Source organism: Desulfuromonas sp. KJ2020, assembly GCF_024197615.1.
Lineage (GTDB): Bacteria > Desulfobacterota > Desulfuromonadia > Desulfuromonadales > SZUA-540 > SZUA-540.
In genome coordinates, this window is record NZ_JAKUKE010000001.1 from 1509129 (window position 1) to 1527703 (window position 18575).

General features: G+C 61.1%; 16 protein-coding genes. 8 read left to right on the forward strand and 8 right to left on the reverse strand.

From position 1 onward, the window contains the following. Positions 1-5: 5 nt before the first annotated feature. From MJO47_RS06895 to MJO47_RS06930, 8 genes are all read right to left on the reverse strand, one after another. Complete coding sequence (locus MJO47_RS06895) at positions 6-404, reverse strand: ubiquinol-cytochrome c reductase iron-sulfur subunit (RefSeq protein ID WP_253960378.1); 399 nt, start codon at positions 402-404, stop codon at positions 6-8. After that, entirely contained in the window at positions 359-1591 is a 1233-nt protein-coding gene (extO, locus tag MJO47_RS06900) for a selenite/tellurite reduction operon b-type cytochrome iron-sulfur cluster-binding subunit ExtO (protein WP_253960379.1), read from the reverse strand. The genes MJO47_RS06895 and extO overlap by 46 nt, the downstream gene beginning before the upstream one ends. Next, positions 1542-3392, reverse strand: coding sequence for a selenite/tellurite reduction operon c-type cytochrome ExtM (extM, locus tag MJO47_RS06905; protein ID WP_253960550.1), 1851 nt, complete (start codon positions 3390-3392; stop codon positions 1542-1544). The genes extO and extM overlap by 50 nt, the downstream gene beginning before the upstream one ends. Positions 3393-3603: 211 nt before the next feature. Beyond that, entirely contained in the window at positions 3604-4920 is a 1317-nt protein-coding gene (extKL, locus tag MJO47_RS06910; protein ID WP_253960380.1) for a multiheme c-type cytochrome (seleno)protein ExtKL, read from the reverse strand. Between the two features lie 87 nt (positions 4921-5007). After that, the gene (gene extJ, locus MJO47_RS06915; protein WP_253960381.1) at positions 5008-5244 is read right to left on the reverse strand and encodes a selenite/tellurite reduction operon protein ExtJ; all 237 of its coding nucleotides are present in this window, start codon (positions 5242-5244) and stop codon (positions 5008-5010) included. Positions 5245-5271: 27 nt separating this feature from the next. Beyond that, positions 5272-6465 carry a selenite/tellurite reduction operon porin ExtI gene (extI, locus tag MJO47_RS06920; protein WP_253960382.1) on the reverse strand — a complete coding sequence of 398 codons (1194 nt, stop codon included), beginning with the start codon at positions 6463-6465 and terminating at the stop codon, positions 5272-5274. A 67-nt stretch (positions 6466-6532) separates the two neighbouring features. After that, positions 6533-9025 (reverse strand): selenite/tellurite reduction operon rhodanese-like protein ExtH, encoded by a 2493-nt coding sequence (gene extH / locus MJO47_RS06925; RefSeq protein ID WP_253960383.1) that lies wholly within the window; start codon positions 9023-9025, stop codon positions 6533-6535. A 92-nt stretch (positions 9026-9117) separates the two neighbouring features. Further along, on the reverse strand, positions 9118-9783 hold the full coding sequence (locus MJO47_RS06930) for a TetR family transcriptional regulator (RefSeq protein WP_253960384.1): 666 nt from the start codon (positions 9781-9783) through the stop codon (positions 9118-9120). A gap of 457 nt (positions 9784-10240) precedes the next feature. Here MJO47_RS06930 and MJO47_RS06935 point away from each other — a divergent pair, with 457 nt between their 5' ends. From MJO47_RS06935 to MJO47_RS06970, 8 genes are all read left to right on the forward strand, one after another. Further along, positions 10241-10825: a molybdenum cofactor guanylyltransferase gene (locus MJO47_RS06935; protein ID WP_253960385.1), complete on the forward strand. Its 585-nt coding sequence runs from the start codon at positions 10241-10243 to the stop codon at positions 10823-10825. Continuing rightward, on the forward strand, positions 10822-11331 hold the full coding sequence (mobB, locus tag MJO47_RS06940; RefSeq protein WP_253960386.1) for a molybdopterin-guanine dinucleotide biosynthesis protein B: 510 nt from the start codon (positions 10822-10824) through the stop codon (positions 11329-11331). Before MJO47_RS06935 ends, mobB begins: the two co-directional genes overlap by 4 nt. Then, positions 11328-11663: a LysR family transcriptional regulator gene (locus MJO47_RS06945; RefSeq protein WP_253960387.1), complete on the forward strand. Its 336-nt coding sequence runs from the start codon at positions 11328-11330 to the stop codon at positions 11661-11663. Before mobB ends, MJO47_RS06945 begins: the two co-directional genes overlap by 4 nt. Beyond that, positions 11663-12442, forward strand: a complete 780-nt coding sequence (gene modA, locus MJO47_RS06950) for a molybdate ABC transporter substrate-binding protein (RefSeq protein ID WP_253960388.1) — start codon at positions 11663-11665, stop codon at positions 12440-12442. Before MJO47_RS06945 ends, modA begins: the two co-directional genes overlap by 1 nt. Before the next feature lie 3 nt (positions 12443-12445). Next, positions 12446-13315 (forward strand): molybdate ABC transporter permease subunit, encoded by an 870-nt coding sequence (gene modB, locus MJO47_RS06955; RefSeq protein ID WP_253960389.1) that lies wholly within the window; start codon positions 12446-12448, stop codon positions 13313-13315. A gap of 1 nt (position 13316) precedes the next feature. After that, positions 13317-14390 (forward strand): ABC transporter ATP-binding protein, encoded by a 1074-nt coding sequence (locus MJO47_RS06960; RefSeq protein WP_253960390.1) that lies wholly within the window; start codon positions 13317-13319, stop codon positions 14388-14390. Positions 14391-14403: 13 nt separating this feature from the next. Beyond that, positions 14404-15612 (forward strand): gephyrin-like molybdotransferase Glp, encoded by a 1209-nt coding sequence (gene glp / locus MJO47_RS06965; protein ID WP_253960391.1) that lies wholly within the window; start codon positions 14404-14406, stop codon positions 15610-15612. Positions 15613-15858: 246 nt separating this feature from the next. Continuing rightward, the gene (locus MJO47_RS06970; protein ID WP_253960392.1) at positions 15859-18570 is read left to right on the forward strand and encodes an ATP-binding protein; all 2712 of its coding nucleotides are present in this window, start codon (positions 15859-15861) and stop codon (positions 18568-18570) included. Positions 18571-18575: the final 5 nt, after the last annotated feature.

Genomic DNA, 18575 nt, shown 5'->3' on the forward strand with positions numbered 1-18575 from the left:
CGCAATCAGGCCTTTCTGCTGTAGATCGTCAACAGGTCGCCGTGCTCCTCCAGAGCCAGCCGCCGCAGGGGCTGGTCGGCCGGGCCGGAGAGCACGGCGCCATCGCGGGCAAAGAGACTGCCGTGACAGGGACAGACCAGGTTCGTGGGGGTGACCGACACCGTACAGCCCAGATGGGTGCAGGTCATGTCCAGGGCGAACACCTCTTCGCCCTGACGGATGACGGCCACCCGGGCCTGGCGAAAAACCAGGGCGCCATCGGGGGGGATGTCAGCCCGGGGGACCTCCAGTAATACCTGCTGCGGAGCGGCCTTGGGAAAGAGAAACTTGCCGACCAGCAGGGCCAGACCCGAAAAGGTCAGGGCTTTGAGGAGGTATCGACGCTTTCGACCAAATTTTTCCATTTTTCGACATAAGCCTTGGTGTAGGTGGACGTCGGCGTGCTCAGCCGCTCGTAGCGCTCTTTCGGCATGAACTGACCGTTGACCAGGGTCTGCCCTTCCTGGCTCCAGAAGGAGGGCAGGGGCAGGCCGTCGCGCTGCAGTTCGTAGATGCGATCGCGGGGATCCTCCAGCAGAAAGCGGCGAGGATTGTCGTGGCAGGCCTCGCAGGTCGCCGTGCCGCGCCGGATTGTGTGGGGAAAAAAGGCTTTCCACTGGGCGGCGACCAGGGCGTTTTCCACCCGGGTCGGGTCATCCTTTTGGCGCAGATCCGAGTAAAAGGCGATGAACTGGGGCCGGATGGGACTGATCTTGCCGCGACGGTTCAGCCCCAAAGGGGGTGCGTTCTGCTGGCGCAGATAGGCGCTCTGCACATATTCGGCGGCCGGGTTCTGCTTGAGATTGAAGTATTCGCGGTTGGGGTTGTCCCCCAGTCGCAGGAAAAAACTGCCGTATTCCTGGGGCGCCCAGCTGGCGTGGCAGGCAGTGCACTCAAGCTGCTCCCGGTGGGCGGCGATGCGGTGCTCGACGATGGCCGGGTCGGGCTCATGGCAGTCCGTGCATCCCTTGGCGCTGAGACGGCCGTCCACCAGGCTTTGCATGCTGTGGCAGTCGCCGCAGCTCAGCCCTGCCTCCTCGTGCACGTCGGGTCGCATTTTAAGATAGGCCTGGCCGTCGACGATCTCGCCCCGCTGGTAGCGGTTGTGATTCTCGCGCGGGGCCCGTCCGAAAAAGTCGGCGCCGACAAAGTAGCCCTGGTGGCAGCGGTGGCAGGTATCCGAGGTCGGGCGGGCGAGGGTGTGGATGTCCCCTCCGTGGCAGTCGGCGCAGGAACTCACGTGGCAGTCGGCGCAGTTCTTCTGGAAAAAGTCGGTGTCATGGCCGCCGAACGCCCCGTGCACGAAGGCCTTTTCGGCACTGCGGGTGGTCATGGCCTGGGCGAAGATGCCCTGATAGCCGTCGTGGCAGTCGGCGCATTCCCTTGCCCCGTCGCGCACGGAGGCGCTCTCCCCCGGTTCGTGGCAGTCGGCGCAGCGCAGACCGGCGTGGGCGCCGCTGAGGCGTATTGTCGTGGGGTCGGCCACGGCCGCCCCGCCGGGGCTAAGGCCGAGCAGGCACAGAGCGCTCAAGGCAGCGATCCAGCGCGCCATAGTCGAGTTCCTTCTGGTAAATAGGGTCCTTGGGATTGTCGTGGCAGACCAGGCACAGGTTGACGGCCAGCACTTTCTTCACTTCCGCCCCGTTCAAGGGCCGGGAATTCTCGCGGGTGATGGCGGAAAAAGCCTTTACCTTGCCGTCCTCCATCGTCAGGTAACCGTCCAGGGGCTTGCTGTCCGATTTTTCGCACAGCAGGGTTCCTTCGATGGTGGCACCCTCGATGACATGCTGGCCGAAGCCGAGGAAGGACGGATTGCCGTGACACTCGGCACAGCCGACGGCGCGGGTGCCCGTGTTGTGGCTGTAAAAGGGGGCGAAACGCAGCTGTTGGCGATCACCGAAGCGGGCCACGTACTCGTCCTTGCTCTTGCGGCCGTCCCGTTCGATGACGGTGACAAAGGTCTGGCAGCCTGGCGTCACCGGCGAGATCTTCCCGCGCTGGTTCAGGGCCAGAGGGAAGGGGTAGAGCATGCGGAAATCCTCCGTCTCCGTGAAGGCGCCGGGGGTGTCGTATCCTTTCACAAAATCGCGGGCGTTGCGGGTGAGGTCGTACTCGGTGTGGCAGCCGTAGCACTGCACCACCGTGCGCGAATGGCAGCTGTAGCATTCGAGGCGTTCGTGGCCGACGATGGTGTGCTCCGGCGTATCGGTGATGACCTTCGACTCGTGCAGTTTGCCGCTGCGTTTGCCCTGCAGCCAGATCTTGCCCTCCTGCTCGAAGACGTTGGCGTACTTGCGGCCCTTGGTTGTCAGTACCATGTTGGCGCCATAGGTCATGGGCAGCTTGTAGTTGCGCGATTCCACCAGGGCGCTGTCGTTCTCGCGGCTGATGGCTTCCAGCCGGGGATGCTCGTGGGCGCTGCCATGACAGTCTTCGCAGGCCGTCTCCGTCTGCAGATACATGTTTTCGTAGGCGTAGCCATCCCCCATGACATCGCGGGAGGTGTGGCAGTCGATGCAGTCCATGCCTTTGGCATGGTGGATGTCGGGAGCGATGCTGGTGACGTTGCGCACGCCACCGATGAGTTCAGGACCGGGAATGGCGTCGCGGGTGGGGACCAGGCTGTTGTTGCCGTCATTCTGCCCCTGGTAGGAGAGGGCGATGCGGCCACTGCGGTTATGGCAGCGGGCGCAGACTTTATTGTCGGGCAGGGAGGCCATTTCATGGCTGGCCGAATAGGGCCACTTGCCATGCACCGTCTCGTCGCCGCCCTGGTAGGTGGCGTTGTCGTTGTAGGGGAAATGACAGGCGGCGCAGCCCGAGCCATGGCTGCCGCTCCACACCTGGTTGGATTCTTGGCCGACATGGCAGAGGGAACAGAACTTGCGATAGAGTTCGCCAGAAAGATTGTCGAGTTCCCTCACCGAGCGCAGAGTCTGGGGTTCGCCCTTGGCGTCAAAAACCTCCTCCTGGCGGGTAGCGTACAACTGACCATCTACCCCTTCCCAGGTGAGCTGGGCGTTTTTGATGATGCCGGTGTTTGTATACATCAGGTTGGAGCGGACCCGCTTCAGTTGCCCCTCATGGCAGCCGCCGCAGCCCTTGTCCCAGACTTCCGGTGCGGCCGGATTCTTTTTGCCGAACATGCCCCGGTGGGCGGCATCCTTGTTGTCGGTGCCGGGGTCGCCGCCGTGACAGGTCGTGCAGGCGCCGTGGGTGGGTGAGGCGAGTTCCAGTCCCTGGTGGCAACTTTCGCAGCGGGACTCCTCTTCCTGGCTGGTGGTGCAGCCGGCGGCGAAGTATAGCAGGAGGGTGGCGAGAATCCAGTATGACAGACGACAGCGCAACGGCATAGGTTCAGAGATGATGGATGATGGTGATTTCAAAGGATGAAAGACTCCCGGTATCTTAACCGAAGTCGCTTTGGACAACCAGTAAAAAGGGCGGGGTAGAGGCGACGAATTTTATCGGAAAAAAAGCGGCTGACCGGATGTCTCAGCGGGAAGAATCCGGCCAGCCGCACATGGCAAGAGGTACCATTGTCAGGAGGGCTAAAGCCAGCGATTAGATGTCACTGACCTTCACCGTTTTGACCTCTTCCTTCCACAGGAAGGGATCGCTTTGCTTGTTGCCGTAAGGCAGATACCAGAGCTGTACTTTCAGCTCCATTTCCGTTTGCCCTGCGGGGAAGCGGATTTCAAAGTGTTCCTTGACTTTCTTGCCCGGGTGCAGCCCGGTGTCGGCAATGATGCCGCTCTTTTCGTAGGGGCCGCGGCCCATTTCGTCACCCCGCGCGAATTTCTGCGGGATAGGCATGTAGATCTTGTCCTGATTGAAAACTTCCTGACCATCCTTTGCTGTAGCGATTACCGACAGAACCAGTCGGTTGGGGGTCGGTCAGCCATCAGGGATGGCGTGGCCGGTGCGGTTGGTCATGGCTACGTCGAGCATGACCTGAGGCACTACATTACGGCCGTCACGCCAGTTCATGGGGATGGCATGTACTTCGAACTCCACGGCCCGATCGGCCATGCCTTTATCGCGGTAGCTCTGCATGTTGTGGCCGAGCCCGCTCTCTTCCATGTGACACTCCTGGCAGGTCTGGTCGCCGCCGCCGGCCACGTAGGACCAGAGATAGCTACCATAGGCCGTGGCGCACTGGGTGGGGTTGTCCAGTTCGAGGTTGGGGCCGAGACCGTGACACTGGCCACAGAGGATCGACTCCTTCATGATGGGGCTGGCCTTCATGACCGGAAAGTCGGCATCCATGTGCTCGCCGTCCACGTTGCCGTAGACCACCCCGGCCTGCGGATAGCCGTCGGCCCATTTGTGGGTGATGGCCATGCGGTTGTGGCAGACCAGGCAGTTGATGTTGAGTTTGAGCAGGGTTTCCTTCTTGGCCTCGAAGGTCTTCATGTCGTCTTCGGCGTAGGCGTTCATGAAGTCGTAGATGGTGCCGACGAATTCCTTGGCCACGGCGTCGGTGGCATCAGCCAGCTGGGGCAGGTGGCACTTGGCGCAGCCCATCAGGTGTTCGACCTCGACATCCTTGGGATCGGTGACGCCCGAATAGGCCCAGGACATGAAGCCGTTGGTAAAGGCCGTCTTGAAGGTGGCGGCGGTGCGGCCGGTGCCGTACACCGAGCGGGAGTGTGCCGACTGGGCCCACTCGTCGTGCGCCTCCTGGTGGCAGTCGACGCAGGAGCTCGAATCGTACATGTCGATCAGCTCCTGCAGGGTGTTCGCTTTGCCTTTTTTGGCGGCGATGGTGCCGTCCTTGCCGATGCCCGCTGCCTCGCTGGGGGAGGGGGCCAGGCCAAAGGTGGCAGCCGCCAGGAAAGCGAGACCCCAGATACTAAGGGTCCTTCCTGTCGCGTTCATATCCGTTCCATTTCATATTTATGGGGTTGATTGAAAAAACGGGGCAGGTCGGACTCTTTGAAGTCCAACCTGCCCTCAGGGTGGGAATTAGCAGCCCATCAGCATGTCTTTGCCTTTTTTAGGGGCGGCTTTCTTTTCACCTTTTTTCACTTCCACTTTGACGGCGTCGCCGACGCTTACGTCAGCCGCATCGCCTTTTTCCACTTCAATCGTGACAGTCTTGCCGCTGACGGCAGTGACTTTGCCTTTGAGTTCGGCTTCGCTGGCGAAGGCCACGCTGGCGGACATCAGAGCGATGACGGTCAGGGTCAAAAGTTTTTTCATGATGTTTCTCCTTTTCTCGCTTGGTGGTTAGAAGATTAATTGGAGCTGGGCGGTGAGGGTGTTGATATCCTCGGTTTTAACCCCGTTGATGGTGCCCTCAGTGTCAAAGTCAACCATAGAATACTCAACCGTCAACTTCAGGTCCTGGCCGCGCAGGTAGTAGTTGAAACCACCGGCGTAAGCGGTGACTTCCTGGTCGATGACGTAGTTCAGGGTGGCAAAAGACCAGTCTTCATAGCGGGCAAAGAGCTGCAGGGGCAGGTTGGGCAGCATGTAGCCGGCTTTGTAGTAAGAGCCGTTCTTTTCACCGTTAAGCCCGGTCAGGTTAGGATCGACGGGGTTGGTCTGGTAGGCGTCGTCGAGGTCATAGTCGACATAGGCGGCAGACAGGGTGAAAGTGCCGACATCCTCGACGGGATACTCGAAGAAGCCGTCCACGGTCCAGGCGGCGTAATCGACGGAACCAGTATTGGTACTGGCAACCTCGTACTCGACGTCCGGTTCAAACTGATAGGCGGCTCCCACAGTGAGCACCTTCTTCTCGCCCATGTAGGTGCCCTTGTAGCCGTAGCCTGTCTCCTTGTCGAACAGGGTCACGTGACCGCGAGCGCTGTAGCGCAGGTTCGACTTGGGAGAAGAATCGGAATCGTTGCGGCCGTTCATGGCGTCCAAACGGTACTGGAACATGCCATCAGCCAGGTTGCCCCACACGGCCACCCCTTTGTCGCGGGTGCTGACATAGGGGGCGCGGATAAAGTGGGAACGGTCGAGAGTCAGGGGGGCTTCGCAGGCTTCGAGGTTTTCACGAGTCAGGTTGTACTTGAATTTACCAACCCAGACATTGACCTGGTCGGTGAGCTTGAAGCGCATGACGGCGTCGAGAATCTGGAAGTTGGAGTTGCCGCCATCAGTGACATACAGCGGGCTGATGTTGTTGTCTTCGTTGAACTCGGTCTGCACATAGAGCCCGAAGTTGGAGCCGTAGGCCCCCATGAGAGCGAGGCGATTGCGGCGGAAGTTGAACTCGTTAGCCGACTCGTCATCCGCTTCGCCGGCGCCGGTGTCACGGTGGTTGAACTGAAACTGCCCTTTGTATTCAAGTTTCAGAAGGCCCTGCTCTTCCGGCCCAAAGGTCCAGACCGGTCCGGCAAATGCCGAACTGGCCAAGAGGGTCAGGCCCGAAACCAGCGCCGCGATAGTGCCAGTCTTTTTGAATATCATGCCGTTGCTCTCCTTTTGTAGGATGGCATCCCCCACCCCGGGTGGGGGATGAGTTCAGTTGTGAAATTTAGCAGCCGCCGCCCACCGGTGTGAACTGGTCGGGTGCACTGCCGCCTGTGCCGCCAGATGTAGGTGTACGATAGAGCTCGTCCGCATTCTCCACCTGGTTGGCGTCGGCAGAGCTGGGCAGCAGGTCGAGGGCTTCCTCGTCAGGGTTGAGTTTCTCCACGACCTTGATGTGATCCGCGTTGTAGTTGATGACATCCATATACGTGGCGTTGTCAACGGCCCAAAGGGAGCCAGACGGAAGTTCCCCGCCTTTGTCTGTATCAACCGTGGACAGTTTGCCCCACTGGCTCCAGGAGCCATCGTAGGTCATGACATCGACGTCCAGAATGGCGTCGAGGACGAAGAAACCAACGGAGGCGATATAGCCGGTGCGGCAGTAGGAGTAGATGGGGTTGCTGCCATCCGTAGAAGTGGTGATTCCCGCTTCGGTGAGCATGGCATCGATGACCTCTTTTGACCGGAAACGCAGATCGCCACCAGCGTAGTCGACGTTGAACTGGGTATAATTGAACGATTCGCCCCCATTGAGGGTGCCCTCGAAGACCACATAGTCGCCAGCAACGTCAGAGAAAACGCCAGCGGTCGACATGGTAGCGCTCTTGTCACCCCGCATGTCAACGGCGGTACCGCGGCCATCACGTAGGGCATCCATCAATTCGGCCAGGGAAACTCGGGTGTCATCCTGGAGATTAGCCAAGGCGGCAACACTCAGCGTGGAATCCGGCAGATCCATTGTCACATCGGTCAAGTCCGCCGCTGGCCAGGCGCCGTTAAAGCCGTTGAGGACCTTAATGCGCTCTTTAGGGAAACCCCAGTAACGGAAGAGAAAATACGCCCGGCTGGGGAAGTAGGTGGCGGTTTGGGACGAGGTGATGACAATGGTCGTGTTCTCGTCAATGCCGGTGGCCTGAATCATGGCGTCCATGCTGGCGCCATCAAGGACCATGTTGACTGCTGGTGCTGGGCCTTCCGTACGCGTCATGACGTGCTGAGCGGTGTCCCAAAGCTGTGCGCCAGGGATGTGGGCCTTTGCATAGTTGGCAGCGCTGGTGACATCCAGAAGGACAACACGCTCTGAACCAGCCGCCTTGTTGACAAGACCGGCGTCCATCCATCCGGCCAGTGTATCGGCGCTGATGAGGACCTCGTTCGTCGCGGTCAGAACCGGTGTGGTGAAGGTCACTGTGGCGGGTCCGGCAGCATAGAGGGCGTCAGCCTCTTCTACCTGGTTGGCCAAAGGGTTGACGTCGCTATCGTCGGTGTTGACGTCAGCGGTAAAGGGCGCATTGGCTTCAGCCGTCGCATCGAGCTGCAGGGTTTCAATTGTAAGAGGGGCGGGAATGTCGTTGTTGTAACTGTAGGCCCCTTCGCTAATGTCGAGATATTTGTCCGCTGCCCAAGGGGAGCCGTAGGGTAGTTCCCCGCCCACACTTTGAAGATCAGAGTATTTGCCAAGTTGGCTCCAAGATCCGTCATAGAGTTGGGCATCGGCGCCGAGCAGCGCGTCAACTGCGAAGAAAAGAGGGGTAGCCGAATAGCCGGTGGTGCAGTAAGCGGTGGTCTTCTTGTCGGCAGTCCAGCCTTTGGTGGCAAAGAGCGCCTTGATATCCTCAACCCCTTTAAATTTGCCACTCGCAAAGAGGTCCGCCTGGTTCAGGTATTGGCCGCCTTCAGGATGACCATCAAAAAGCACAACTGCACCGGAAGTAAGCTGCCCTCCGGTGGGTGCCGTGCCGAAGTAACCAGATGCCCCGTCGGCCGGAGCTTTGCCACGGGCGTCCAGCACCAGATTGGTGGTGGAAGTGGGTAGATCGGACAGAATGGTAATCAATTCACCTACCGAGGCACGAAGATCGGCATTGAAGCTTGGCAAATCCTTAACACTGTAAGTCGAGGCTACGGGAGTGGGGGCCTCGGTTGTCATCAATTCGGGGTAGGCCGTGGCAAAAGCGGTGTTGCCGCCATTAAGGAATTTGAGGCGTTCCTTGGGGAAGCCCCAGTAGCGGAAAACCCAGTAAGCGCGAGTGGCATAAAATGCTGGCGAAGAGGTCGTGAAAACAATGGTGCTATTTTCATTGATGCCAAGTTTTTGCATCAATGCATCCATTTGTGCCCCGGGCGGAGCAAGAGGGAAGGCATTGCTCACGCCTTCGAAGCGTAAAGCGTCCAGTTCCGCTTTGGCGACACGGCAGGCACCTTTGATGCGGTCGGGATCAGTGTTATCCATTTTGTACCCGCCGAAATCAAAGATAACGACGTTGGTGTCAAAGGTGCTGTCACTGTTGACCAGACCTTGATCCATCCAGCCTTTCAGGGTGACCGGTTCGATGAGTACGCTGGTAGCAGCCCCAGCGACAGGCGCATTGTCAGCCGTCTTGGGGGTGTCGTAGCTGTCGGAGCTGCAGCCACCCAGGCTCAGCGCCAGGGTCAGCAGCAGCGAGATGATCACACAGGCTTTGGTTTGAGTCTTCCTTAAGCTGTACCTAATCATTTTGCCTCCGATAAAAAATGTGTAGTGATTTGTTACTTGAATCACTTACGTTCGATGTCGGTCTGGCTGTCCTCCTTTCTTTGACCGGTCTGCTACGTTGATAGACGTCTGTTGTCCAGGTCGTTTTGTTTGGGGAATACTCCCTTTGCTGGGGTGACTTCCCCGTCTTTTGGAAAGTTTCGGATCGCCGCCCAGGCGTTCTCGATAATCAGGTCGCCGATTTGGGTCAGCGGTTGTTCCAGTACGCAGATCAGGCGCAATTCGGCGGCGCGCAGAATGACGCCAGTGTAGGCCGCGCCCAGAATGTAAACCTCGCCCGGTTTGATCTCGCCATCTTCAATCCCTTTTCGCACGATGGCCTGCACCCGCCGGAAGGGATCGGTGAAGCAGAGGGGCGGTTCGACCGATTTGAGATCGCCCTGGTTGATGAAGAGCATGTAGCCCATCATGTCGGGGTCGTTCTCGGTGATTTCGAAAATCAGCTGGGCAAAGACCGCGAGTTTTTCCTGGGCGGTCTCCTTGCCTGCCAGTCGGTGGTCGAATTCCTGGTAAAAGTCGTCCAGGGTCTTCTTGCGTATAAAACTGACCAGGTTTTCCTTACTGCCGAAGTGGTGATAGATCGCTCCCGTGCTGGTGCCCGAGGCCTTGACGATCATGGGTATGGAAACATGGTGAACGCCATTCTTGACAAAAAGACTGCGGGCTACCTTAACGATATGGTCATGCTTGACTTGTGGTTTGGGAAGGGTTGTAGCCACCTAAATAACTCCAGAAAGAATGTTCGTTCTGTTTTTCTCTGAGAGCACAATTTATGCCTAAGTCATGGTCAGCGGATAGGGGTGTGGGAGGTTAAAATATTTAAATATCCGCAAAATCAGCATGTTGCAGTGTTTTAATGTCTTGGCGTTTTTATCCCGGAATGGGCGGGATCGTGGTGCCGTCCCTACCGCGACTTCTCTGGGAAAGTGACGTTGGGGAAAGGTCGGCAGGGAGTGTGAGGTAAGCTTCCTCGCGGCTGGCCTTTTGGCTGAATTATACAGGTTAAATGACGTAGTCAAGTGTTGCTAACGTATCGAAATATAGGCATTTTTATTTATATGTGTATTTGTATTTAATGGATTTTCAGGCTCTGCTCGGGCCGAATTGGCGCTTGACAGGTTGGGCGGAAAAGGTATGATTTTGCCGTTGTGCAAAAAACGCATATCGGGGGTTGTCTTGACTGAATTCGAGGATGTAACCGGTGTCTTGCTGGCTGGTGGGCAAAGCCAGCGCATGGGGCGTGACAAGGCGACTCTGCCTGTTGGCGGGGTACCGCTTTACCGGCGCGCCCTGACGGTGCTGCGGGGCCTTTTCGCCCAAGTTCTGATCGCCGGCGATCGCCCTGATTTGGCCGACGAGGGCGTGACCTGCCACCGCGACATCTATCCCGGCAGCTCCCTCGGCGGTCTTTATACGGGGCTGCTGCGGGCCACCACACCCCACATTTTCGTGGCGGCCTGTGACATGCCCTCACCTGATCCGGCCCTTATCCGCACCCTGCTGTCCTGGCGCCGCGACTTCGACGTGGTGGTGCCGCGCACGCCGGCGGGGCTGGAACCCCTCTTCGCCTGCTACGGCAAAGGCTGCCTGGCGCCCATGGAAGAACTGCTGCGGCAGGGCCGTTACCGCATTTACGATTTTTACGATCAGGTGCGCGTCCGCTACGTGGAAGCGGACGAACTGCCGCCCGGCTGGCAGCAGGCCCTACGCAACGTCAATACCCCCGCCGACATGGCGACCATCAAGGAGGAACTCTCATGAACGTACCCGTTGTTTCGGTTGTGGCCAAAAGCGGAACCGGCAAGACAACCCTGCTGGAAAAACTCATCGCCGGCCTGAAGGGGCGCGGCTACCGGGTGGGGGCGCTCAAACACGATGCCCACCGCTTCGAGATGGACCACGAGGGCAAGGATTCCTGGCGCCTGACCCAGGCCGGCGCCGCTACCACCGTGATCACCTCGCCGGCCAAGATCGCCATGATCAAGATGAACCGCGATGCCCAGGAGCCGCCGCTGGAGGAGACGATTCAGCGGCTGTTCGCCGATGTGGACATCGTGCTGACCGAGGGCTTCAAGAAGAGCGCCATGCCCAAGATCGAGGTGCACCGCACCGCCCGCAGCGAACGTCTGCTCTGTCGGGATGAAGAGCACGATCCCACCCTGATCGCCGTGGCCTCCGACGCCGGACTGCAGCTGGATGTACCGGTCTTTCATATCGATGACGCCGAAGCGATCTGCGATTTCATCGAAGCGCGGTTTTTGCAGTGACCACGGTGCAGGCCCGTTCGAAAGTCTGGCTGGAAGTCGATGGCCAACCGCTTTTGGGAGATGGCCGCGAACGCCTGCTGCGCCTGGTGCATGAAACGGGTTCCATCAGTGCGGCGGCCCGGGCGATGGGCGTCTCTTACCGCAAAGCCTGGACCCAGCTGCAATGCATGGAGGACTTGCTGACCTGGCCGTTGCTGGTGCGGCAGAAGGGCGGGGCGCAGAAGGGGAAAACGTCCTTGACGCCCGCAGCCCTGGAGCTGCTGCAGCAGTTCGACGACCTCAAGCAAGGGGTGCGCGAGTTTGTCGATGCCCGCTACCGGGAGGTCTTCTGATGGGTCGTCTTCTGCTGCGGGTGCTGCTTGGCCTCGTCTTGATTCTGCCGGGGCGGCCGGCGGGGGCCGACGAACTGATGGTCTTTGCCGCCTCGTCCTTGACCGAGGCCTTTACGGACCTTGGCCGGCAGTATGCGCAGGCGCATCCTGGCACCCGGCTGGTCTTTCATTTCGCCGGCAGCCAGGCTTTGGCCGCCCAGATCAGCCAGGGGGCGGCCGTCGATGTCTTCGCCGCCGCGGACGACCAGGTCATGACACGCCTGCTGAAGCAGGGGCTGATCGAAACGCCCGCTTTCTTTGCCGGCAATAGTCTGGCGCTCATCGTCTCCCGGCAGGCCGTTCAACCGATACCGGACCTCAACTCGCTGGCCCGACCCGGCAATCTGCTCATCCTTGGTGCCCCTTCGGTACCCGTCGGCCGTTACACCCAGCGGCTGTTGGACCGCCTGGGGTCTGACCCGGCCTATGGGCCGGCCTTCGTGGAGGGAGTGCGCGGTAATCTGGTCAGCGAAGAGGCGAGCGTCAAAGGGGTGGCCACCAAGGTGGCGCTGGGTGAGGCCGATGCGGGGGTGGTCTATGTCTCGGACCTGACCCCCTATCTGCGGGAGCGGGTGCGGGTCATCCCCCTTCCTGAAGTTCATGTCCCCCCGGTGCGCTATCCCGTCGCCCTGGTGACTGATTCCTCCCGGAAGGTGTCGGCCCGGCGTTTCATCGATTATCTGCTCTCCCCCCAGGGGCAGCGGATTCTGGCCGCCCACGGCTTTTTACCGGCGAGGTAGGGGATGAAGGCATCCGAACCCAAGCAGGCGGGACCCTGGCAGCCGCTGGATTTTCCCCCTGAACACCCTGGACGAGGGCGTCGCACCGCCTGGCTGTTCAACGCGGTACTTTTTGTGGCGACGGCGCTGCTGGTGCTGCTGCTCCTTCTTCCCGTCGCTGCTCTGCTGCTGCACGTCACGCCGGCCCGCCTGCTGGCGCTGATGACCGCCGCCGACGTGGTCGCCGCCCTGCGGGTGACGCTGCTTTCTTCGGCTGCCTCGACGCTCCTGATCTTTCTGCTGGGGCTGCCGGTGGCCTACGCCATCTCCCGGTATTTCGGCCGGGGGCGTTTTCTGCTCGACAGCCTGCTGGAGCTGCCCATGGTCATGCCGCCCGTGGTAGCCGGTCTCGCCCTGCTGCTGGCTTTCGGCCGCCGGGGACTGGTCGGCGTCTGGCTGGCGGAGTTGGGCATTCAACTCCCCTTCACGCTGGCGGCGGTGGTGCTGGCCCAGGTCTTTTTGCTCACCCCCTATTTCGTCAAGCGGGCCGTCGTACTCTTCGACGGGGTCGACCGGCGCCTCGAAGAGGTCGCCACCCTGTTGGGGGCCGGTCCCTTCCGCACCTTCTTTGCCGTCAGCCTGCCTCTCTGTCGCCGTGGTCTGCTGGCCGAAGCGATTATGGCCCTGGCCCAGGGGATCGGCATGTTCGGGGCCGTCATCCTCTTTGCCGGCAATCTGCCGGGACGGACGCAGACCCTGTCCCTGGCTATCTACAGCACCTACGAGGGGAACCCGGAGAAGGCTTTTGCCCTCTCCGCCCTGCTGCTGGTCCTGTCCTGCCTCCTGTTGCTGGGCTTCCGTCTGCTGTCCCGGCCCTTGGCGCAGGAGGGCTGAGATGGCGATGCTGCGTTTCGATCTGACTTGCCCCTTGCGGGACTTCACCCTGCAGGCCGCCCTTGAGGTTCCCAGCGGCGTGACAGTGCTGATCGGCCCCAACGGCAGCGGCAAGAGCACCCTGCTTCGGCTGCTGGCTGGCCTGACGACGCCGGCCGCCGGGCAGGTACGCCTCGACGATCTCCTCCTTTACGATGCCGGACGCCGCCTCAATCTGCCCCCTCAGGATCGCGGGCTGGGCATGGTCTTTCAGGATCTCGCCCTCTTCCCGCATCTGAACGTGGCCCAGAACCTGGCTTTCGGCTTGCGCGCCCGCCGTCTACCGCGCCGGGAGCAGGACAGCCGCGTGGCCGCCATGCTCGAACGTCTGGGGCTGCGGGAACTGGCGGCGGAGCCGGTCGGGGCCCTGTCGGGCGGTCAGCGGCAGAAGGTGGCCCTGGCCCGCACCCTCATGGTCGCGCCCCGAGCGCTGCTGCTTGATGAGCCGACGGCGGCGCTGGATCAGGGGAGTCGTTGGGAGATGAGACGTTGGCTGGGGGAGATTCTGACCCAGCTGCCCATCCCGACGGTGCTGGTCAGCCACGATCCGGCCGACGCCTCCTATTTTCGCAAGCGTCTCGCTGTGCTCGAGCAGGGGCGCATCAGCCAGCAGGGGAGCTACCATCAGCTGCTCCATTCGCCCACCACCCCTTTTGTCGCCCAGTTCGCCGGGGTTAATTTTATCCCCGGCCGGGTGGTGGAGCGCGGCGGGCAGACCGCTTTTCACAGTGACGGCGGCGTCAGTTTTCTGGCTCCCTTCGAGCAGGTTCGCCCCGGCCCGGCCTGTCTGACCATCTTTCCCTGGGAGGTCGCTCTCTATCGGGCGGTGCCTGAGGGCAGCCCCCGCAATATTCTGCCGGGGAAAGTGACCGAAATCATCACTGTGGGCGATACGGTGCGTGTCACCGTGAGCGGCGCCGAGAAGCTGGTCGCGGAGATCAGCTATCGGGGATTTCTCGGTATCGGCCCCCTGCAGGTGGGGGAGACCGTCTATGCCATCTTCAAGGCGCGGGAGACGCGCGTGGAAAATACCTGAAACGAGGGAAAAGATGCTGAGCTATACGGAAGCCCTTCAGATTGTCGGAAAAACGGTCACCCCCCTGCCGCCGCGCCTGCTGCCGCTGGCTGAAGCCGCCGGGCTGGTTCTGGCCGAAGAAACCCGTTCCCGCCTCGACCTGCCGCCGGCGGATAATTCCGCCATGGATGGCTACGCCTACGGGTTCGCCGGTCAGCCGGCCGGGGACCGGCTGACCGTCACCGGTTTTATCCCGGCGGGGGCGTTACGGACGGAGACGGTGCCGGCCGGACACTGCGTGAAAATTATGACTGGGGCGCCGCTGCCGCCGGGCTGCGATACCGTGGTGCCGATCGAGGAGACGGAAGAGAGTGACGGCCAGGTTCGTCTGCGCAAGGCCGGCCAAAAAGGGGTGCATGTGCGCTATCGCGGCGAAGAAATCCGCAAGGGCGAAATCCTGCTTGCGGCGGCTACCCGCTTGGGACCGGGGGAGATCGGCTTGCTGGCGGCGGCCGGCGTGGCGCAGGTGCGCGTTTACCCGCGGCCGCGGGTGGCGGTTCTCTCCACCGGTGACGAACTGGTGGAACTGGGCGCCGCCATGCGGCCGGGACAGATCGTCAATTCCAACAGCTATCTGCTGACCGCCCGTCTGCGGGAACTCGGCTGCGAGGTGGTCCCGCTCGGCATCGGCGGCGACGAGCCGGAGGCCTTGCGTGCTCTCCTGCAGGAAGGGCTGAAAGCCGACCTGCTGGTCACCTCCGGCGGCGTCTCCATGGGGGACCGCGACCTGGTGCAGGAGGTGCTGCGGGGGCTGGGTTTCGACCTCGGATTCTGGAAAGTGGCGATCAAACCGGGCAAGCCGGTGCTTTTTGGCACAGTGGCGACTGTGCCGGTCTTCGGTCTGCCCGGCAATCCCGCCGCTTCGGCCGCTACCCTCGAGATTTTTGTCGCCCCGGCCGTACGGCTGCTCGCCGGTGCCGCTGACCCTCTGCCGCCCCGGCTGCCGGCGCGGCTGGGCGGGGATATTCCCGCTGGCGGTAAGCGCGAGACCTTCCTGTGGGGGCGTCTGCGCTGGGCGGAGGGAGGATATTGTTTCGACCCCAGCCTCCGGCAGGGGTCCGGGCAGAACCGCAGCCTGCAGGGAGCGCATGCCCTGCTGGCGGTGCCGGCCGGGGCGGCACCGCCAGCAGGGGAGGTCGTCGAGGTGCTGCTCCTGCGTCTGCCGCCCGGCGGCGCCCTCTGAGATTCTCCTGTCTGTCTGGTCAAATCACTGGATACCCCACCGATTCTCGCGATATTGCCATCCGTGGAGCCTGGGCGGGGTGACTTCAGAAGACCCGCTTTGTCTTAAAAACTCGCTCCGAACGGTAAAGTTACTATCCAGACCTTCAGCTGGTGTGGTATTTGCTAGTTTTAATTTGCTTTTCGTCACTGTCGCCCCTTGAATTGTCGGCGGGGTGACGGTCTTGGTCTCATGGCAGGGGGGGCAATGGGCCTCAGCATCCGAAGCAAGCTTTTTCTCGGTTTTCTGGCGGTGGCTGCCCTGGCGGCGACTTCAGGCTTCTTTGCCCTGAGCGCCAACCGGCAGATCGTTGGTTATTTTGAGGGAGGGGAGAGCCATTTTCGCTCCAACGTGGCCGCCGCTACCGAGGTGGCCAGCCATGCCAAGCGCCTCGAAAGCCATCTGCTCCTCTACCTGTCGCTCCATGACTTCGAGGACCGCGCCGCCGTTCTCTCCTTGTATGAGGCGATGGGGAGGGAGCTGTCCACTCTGGACGCCCAGGTGGAGAATCCCGAAGCCCGCCGTTTTCTGGAAACCCTCCAGCGCACCCGGGAAGCGGTCAAACACTGGGCGCTGACCGTCATCCTGGCCCATGACGAAGAGCTGGATGACGCCAGCGAATTTGTGCTGGCCCGCCACAACACCGCCTTGCGCAACCTGAGCGATGGCGTCGATCATCTGGCGGCCAGCGCCCTGCGTATCGCCCACCTCGAAACCAATTTCCTCAACAAACAGGAAGCCATCACGGCGGCAACGGCTATAGCCAGTCTGGCCAAAAAGGCGGAGAGCAGTCTACTGTTCTTCCTTTCTCTCGGCTGTGAGGAGGACCGGGCCGATTTTTTCGATTTCAATCTGGAATTGACCCGGAACATCAATATTTTACGAGATCGGGTCAAGGAGCCCTATGGACAGGCCCTCCTCGACCGGATCGCGGCGGGTGAGCGGGACATGTTTCTGGCCGGGCGGCATTTGGTGGAAATCCGGGACGCCGGGGTGGTCGGGGGGCAGTTCGATTACCACAAAAACGACGCGCTGCTGCGTGATCTGCAAGGGGCGGCGGCCAGCATCCGCGCCTTGGGCATCCAGATGGCGGACTATGAAGTCGGCCTGGAAAGTCAGCTCAAAGCCGGTGCCGTCGAGCAGGCGCAACGCACCATTTTTCTGGTGTCGCTGGTCATGGCGGCCGGAGTGGCCCTGGCGCTGGGGCTGGGCTATGCCATCTCCCATTCCCTGTCCCGGCGTCTGCAGAGACTGAAAACGGCGGTCAGCGATATCGGTCGTGGCCATCTGGAAACGGCCGTCCCCGTCGACAAAAAAGACGAAATCGGCGAGGTCGGCACCGCCATCAATCTGATGGCGCGCGACCTGCACCACACGCTGGTGTCGCGGCGCTACGTCGAAAACATCCTCCATTCCATGATGGATATGCTGTTGGTCTTCTCCTCCGACCTGAGTATCCAGGTGGTCAACCGCTCGACCCTGCATCTGCTCGGCTATCGTGAAGAAGAACTGATCGGCCGTTCTTTTGTTGACATCGTTGGTACCGGTTTTAATGACATGATCCGCCGGAATCTTTTCCATGCCGGCTTTGTCTCCAATATCGAACTGCACTTTCTGAGCAAGAGCGGCGAGCGGATTCCGGTGCTCTTCTCCGCCTCGGTCATGCGGGATGAGGGCCGCAGCGTAGAGGGCGTGGTCTGCGCCGCCCGGGATATGACCGAGATCAAGCGGGGGGAAGAAGAGCGCGCCCGTTTGCAGGCCCAGCTTATTCAAGCCCAGAAAATGGAGACTGTCGGGACGCTGGCTGGCGGCATCGCCCATGACTTCAACAACATTCTGACGCCCATTCTGGGCTTCAGCGAACTGTGCAAAGGGGAGGTGTCGGGTGACAGCCGGGCGAGCCAGTGTCTTGACCATGTCATCAACGCTGCCCGCCGCGCTCGCAATCTGGTGCAGCAGGTGTTGACCTTCAGTCGGCGCACCGAGGGCCGCCGCCGTCCTGTCGACCTGCAGCAGGTGGTGGTCGAGGCGATGGAATTTCTGCAGGCCTCCCTGCCCAAAAAGATCGGTCTTCGTCAACGGCTGGGCGGCGATCTGCCCCTGGTCATGGCCGACCCGACCCAGATCCACCAGGTGCTGATGAACCTGGGGACCAACGCCCTGCAGGCCATGCCCAGCGGCGACGGCGACATCGAGGTCATTCTCGAAAAGGCCCATGTCGATGCCGCCCAGGCCAGAATCTATCCCGAACTCAAGCCGGGTGACTACCTGCGCCTGAAGTTCCGCGACAACGGGCAGGGGATGAGTGAGGAGACCTGCAAGCGGGTTTTCGAACCGTTCTTCACCACCAAGGATGTGGGACAGGGGACAGGGCTGGGTCTGTCGGTGGTCCACGGGATCATTAAAAGTCACGGCGGCCATATCGCCGTGCAGAGTGCCCCAGGCAAGGGGACCACCTTCACCATTTTGTTGCCGGTCGCCGTGGGCCCTGAGGAGTCAGGAACGCTTGCCGGCGCCAGTGCGGCGGCCGGGCAGGGGCACATTCTGCTGCTGGACGACGAGGAGGTCGTGCTTTTGCTGGTGGAGGAGATGCTGACGGCGCAGGGGTACCAGGTGTCAGCCTTTGTCGGGGCCGACGCGGCCCTGGAGGCCTTTGGCCGACGCCCGCAGGATTTCGACCTGGTCATCACCGATCTCTCCATGCCGGATCGAGACGGTCTGGAGGTGGCCCGTCAGCTGAAACGGATCCGTCCCGAGCTGCCCATTGTGCTGCTGAGTGGATTTGTGGGAACGATATCCCCGGAGGAGAGTGCCGCGGCCGGCATCGACCGCTTGCTCATGAAGCCGATTGTGGCCGCCGAACTCCATGAAACGGTCGGCGACCTTCTGGCCGGCGGTGGGGTGGCCGTCAAGGAATAGCCGGA

Coding starts and splice junctions, on each gene's coding strand:
- MJO47_RS06895 (WP_253960378.1), bottom strand. CDS start 404: ATGGAAAAATTTGGTCGAAAGCGTCGATACCTCCTCAAAGCCCTGACC.
- extH (WP_253960383.1), bottom strand. CDS start 9,025: ATGATTAGGTACAGCTTAAGGAAGACTCAAACCAAAGCCTGTGTGATC.
- MJO47_RS06970 (WP_253960392.1), top strand. CDS start 15,859: ATGGGCCTCAGCATCCGAAGCAAGCTTTTTCTCGGTTTTCTGGCGGTG.
- modB (WP_253960389.1), top strand. CDS start 12,446: ATGAAGGCATCCGAACCCAAGCAGGCGGGACCCTGGCAGCCGCTGGAT.
- extM (WP_253960550.1), bottom strand. CDS start 3,392: ATGCCGTTGCGCTGTCGTCTGTCATACTGGATTCTCGCCACCCTCCTG.
- mobB (WP_253960386.1), top strand. CDS start 10,822: ATGAACGTACCCGTTGTTTCGGTTGTGGCCAAAAGCGGAACCGGCAAG.
- modA (WP_253960388.1), top strand. CDS start 11,663: ATGGGTCGTCTTCTGCTGCGGGTGCTGCTTGGCCTCGTCTTGATTCTG.
- glp (WP_253960391.1), top strand. CDS start 14,404: ATGCTGAGCTATACGGAAGCCCTTCAGATTGTCGGAAAAACGGTCACC.
- extI (WP_253960382.1), bottom strand. CDS start 6,465: ATGATATTCAAAAAGACTGGCACTATCGCGGCGCTGGTTTCGGGCCTG.
- extJ (WP_253960381.1), bottom strand. CDS start 5,244: ATGAAAAAACTTTTGACCCTGACCGTCATCGCTCTGATGTCCGCCAGC.
- extO (WP_253960379.1), bottom strand. CDS start 1,591: ATGGCGCGCTGGATCGCTGCCTTGAGCGCTCTGTGCCTGCTCGGCCTT.
- MJO47_RS06960 (WP_253960390.1), top strand. CDS start 13,317: ATGGCGATGCTGCGTTTCGATCTGACTTGCCCCTTGCGGGACTTCACC.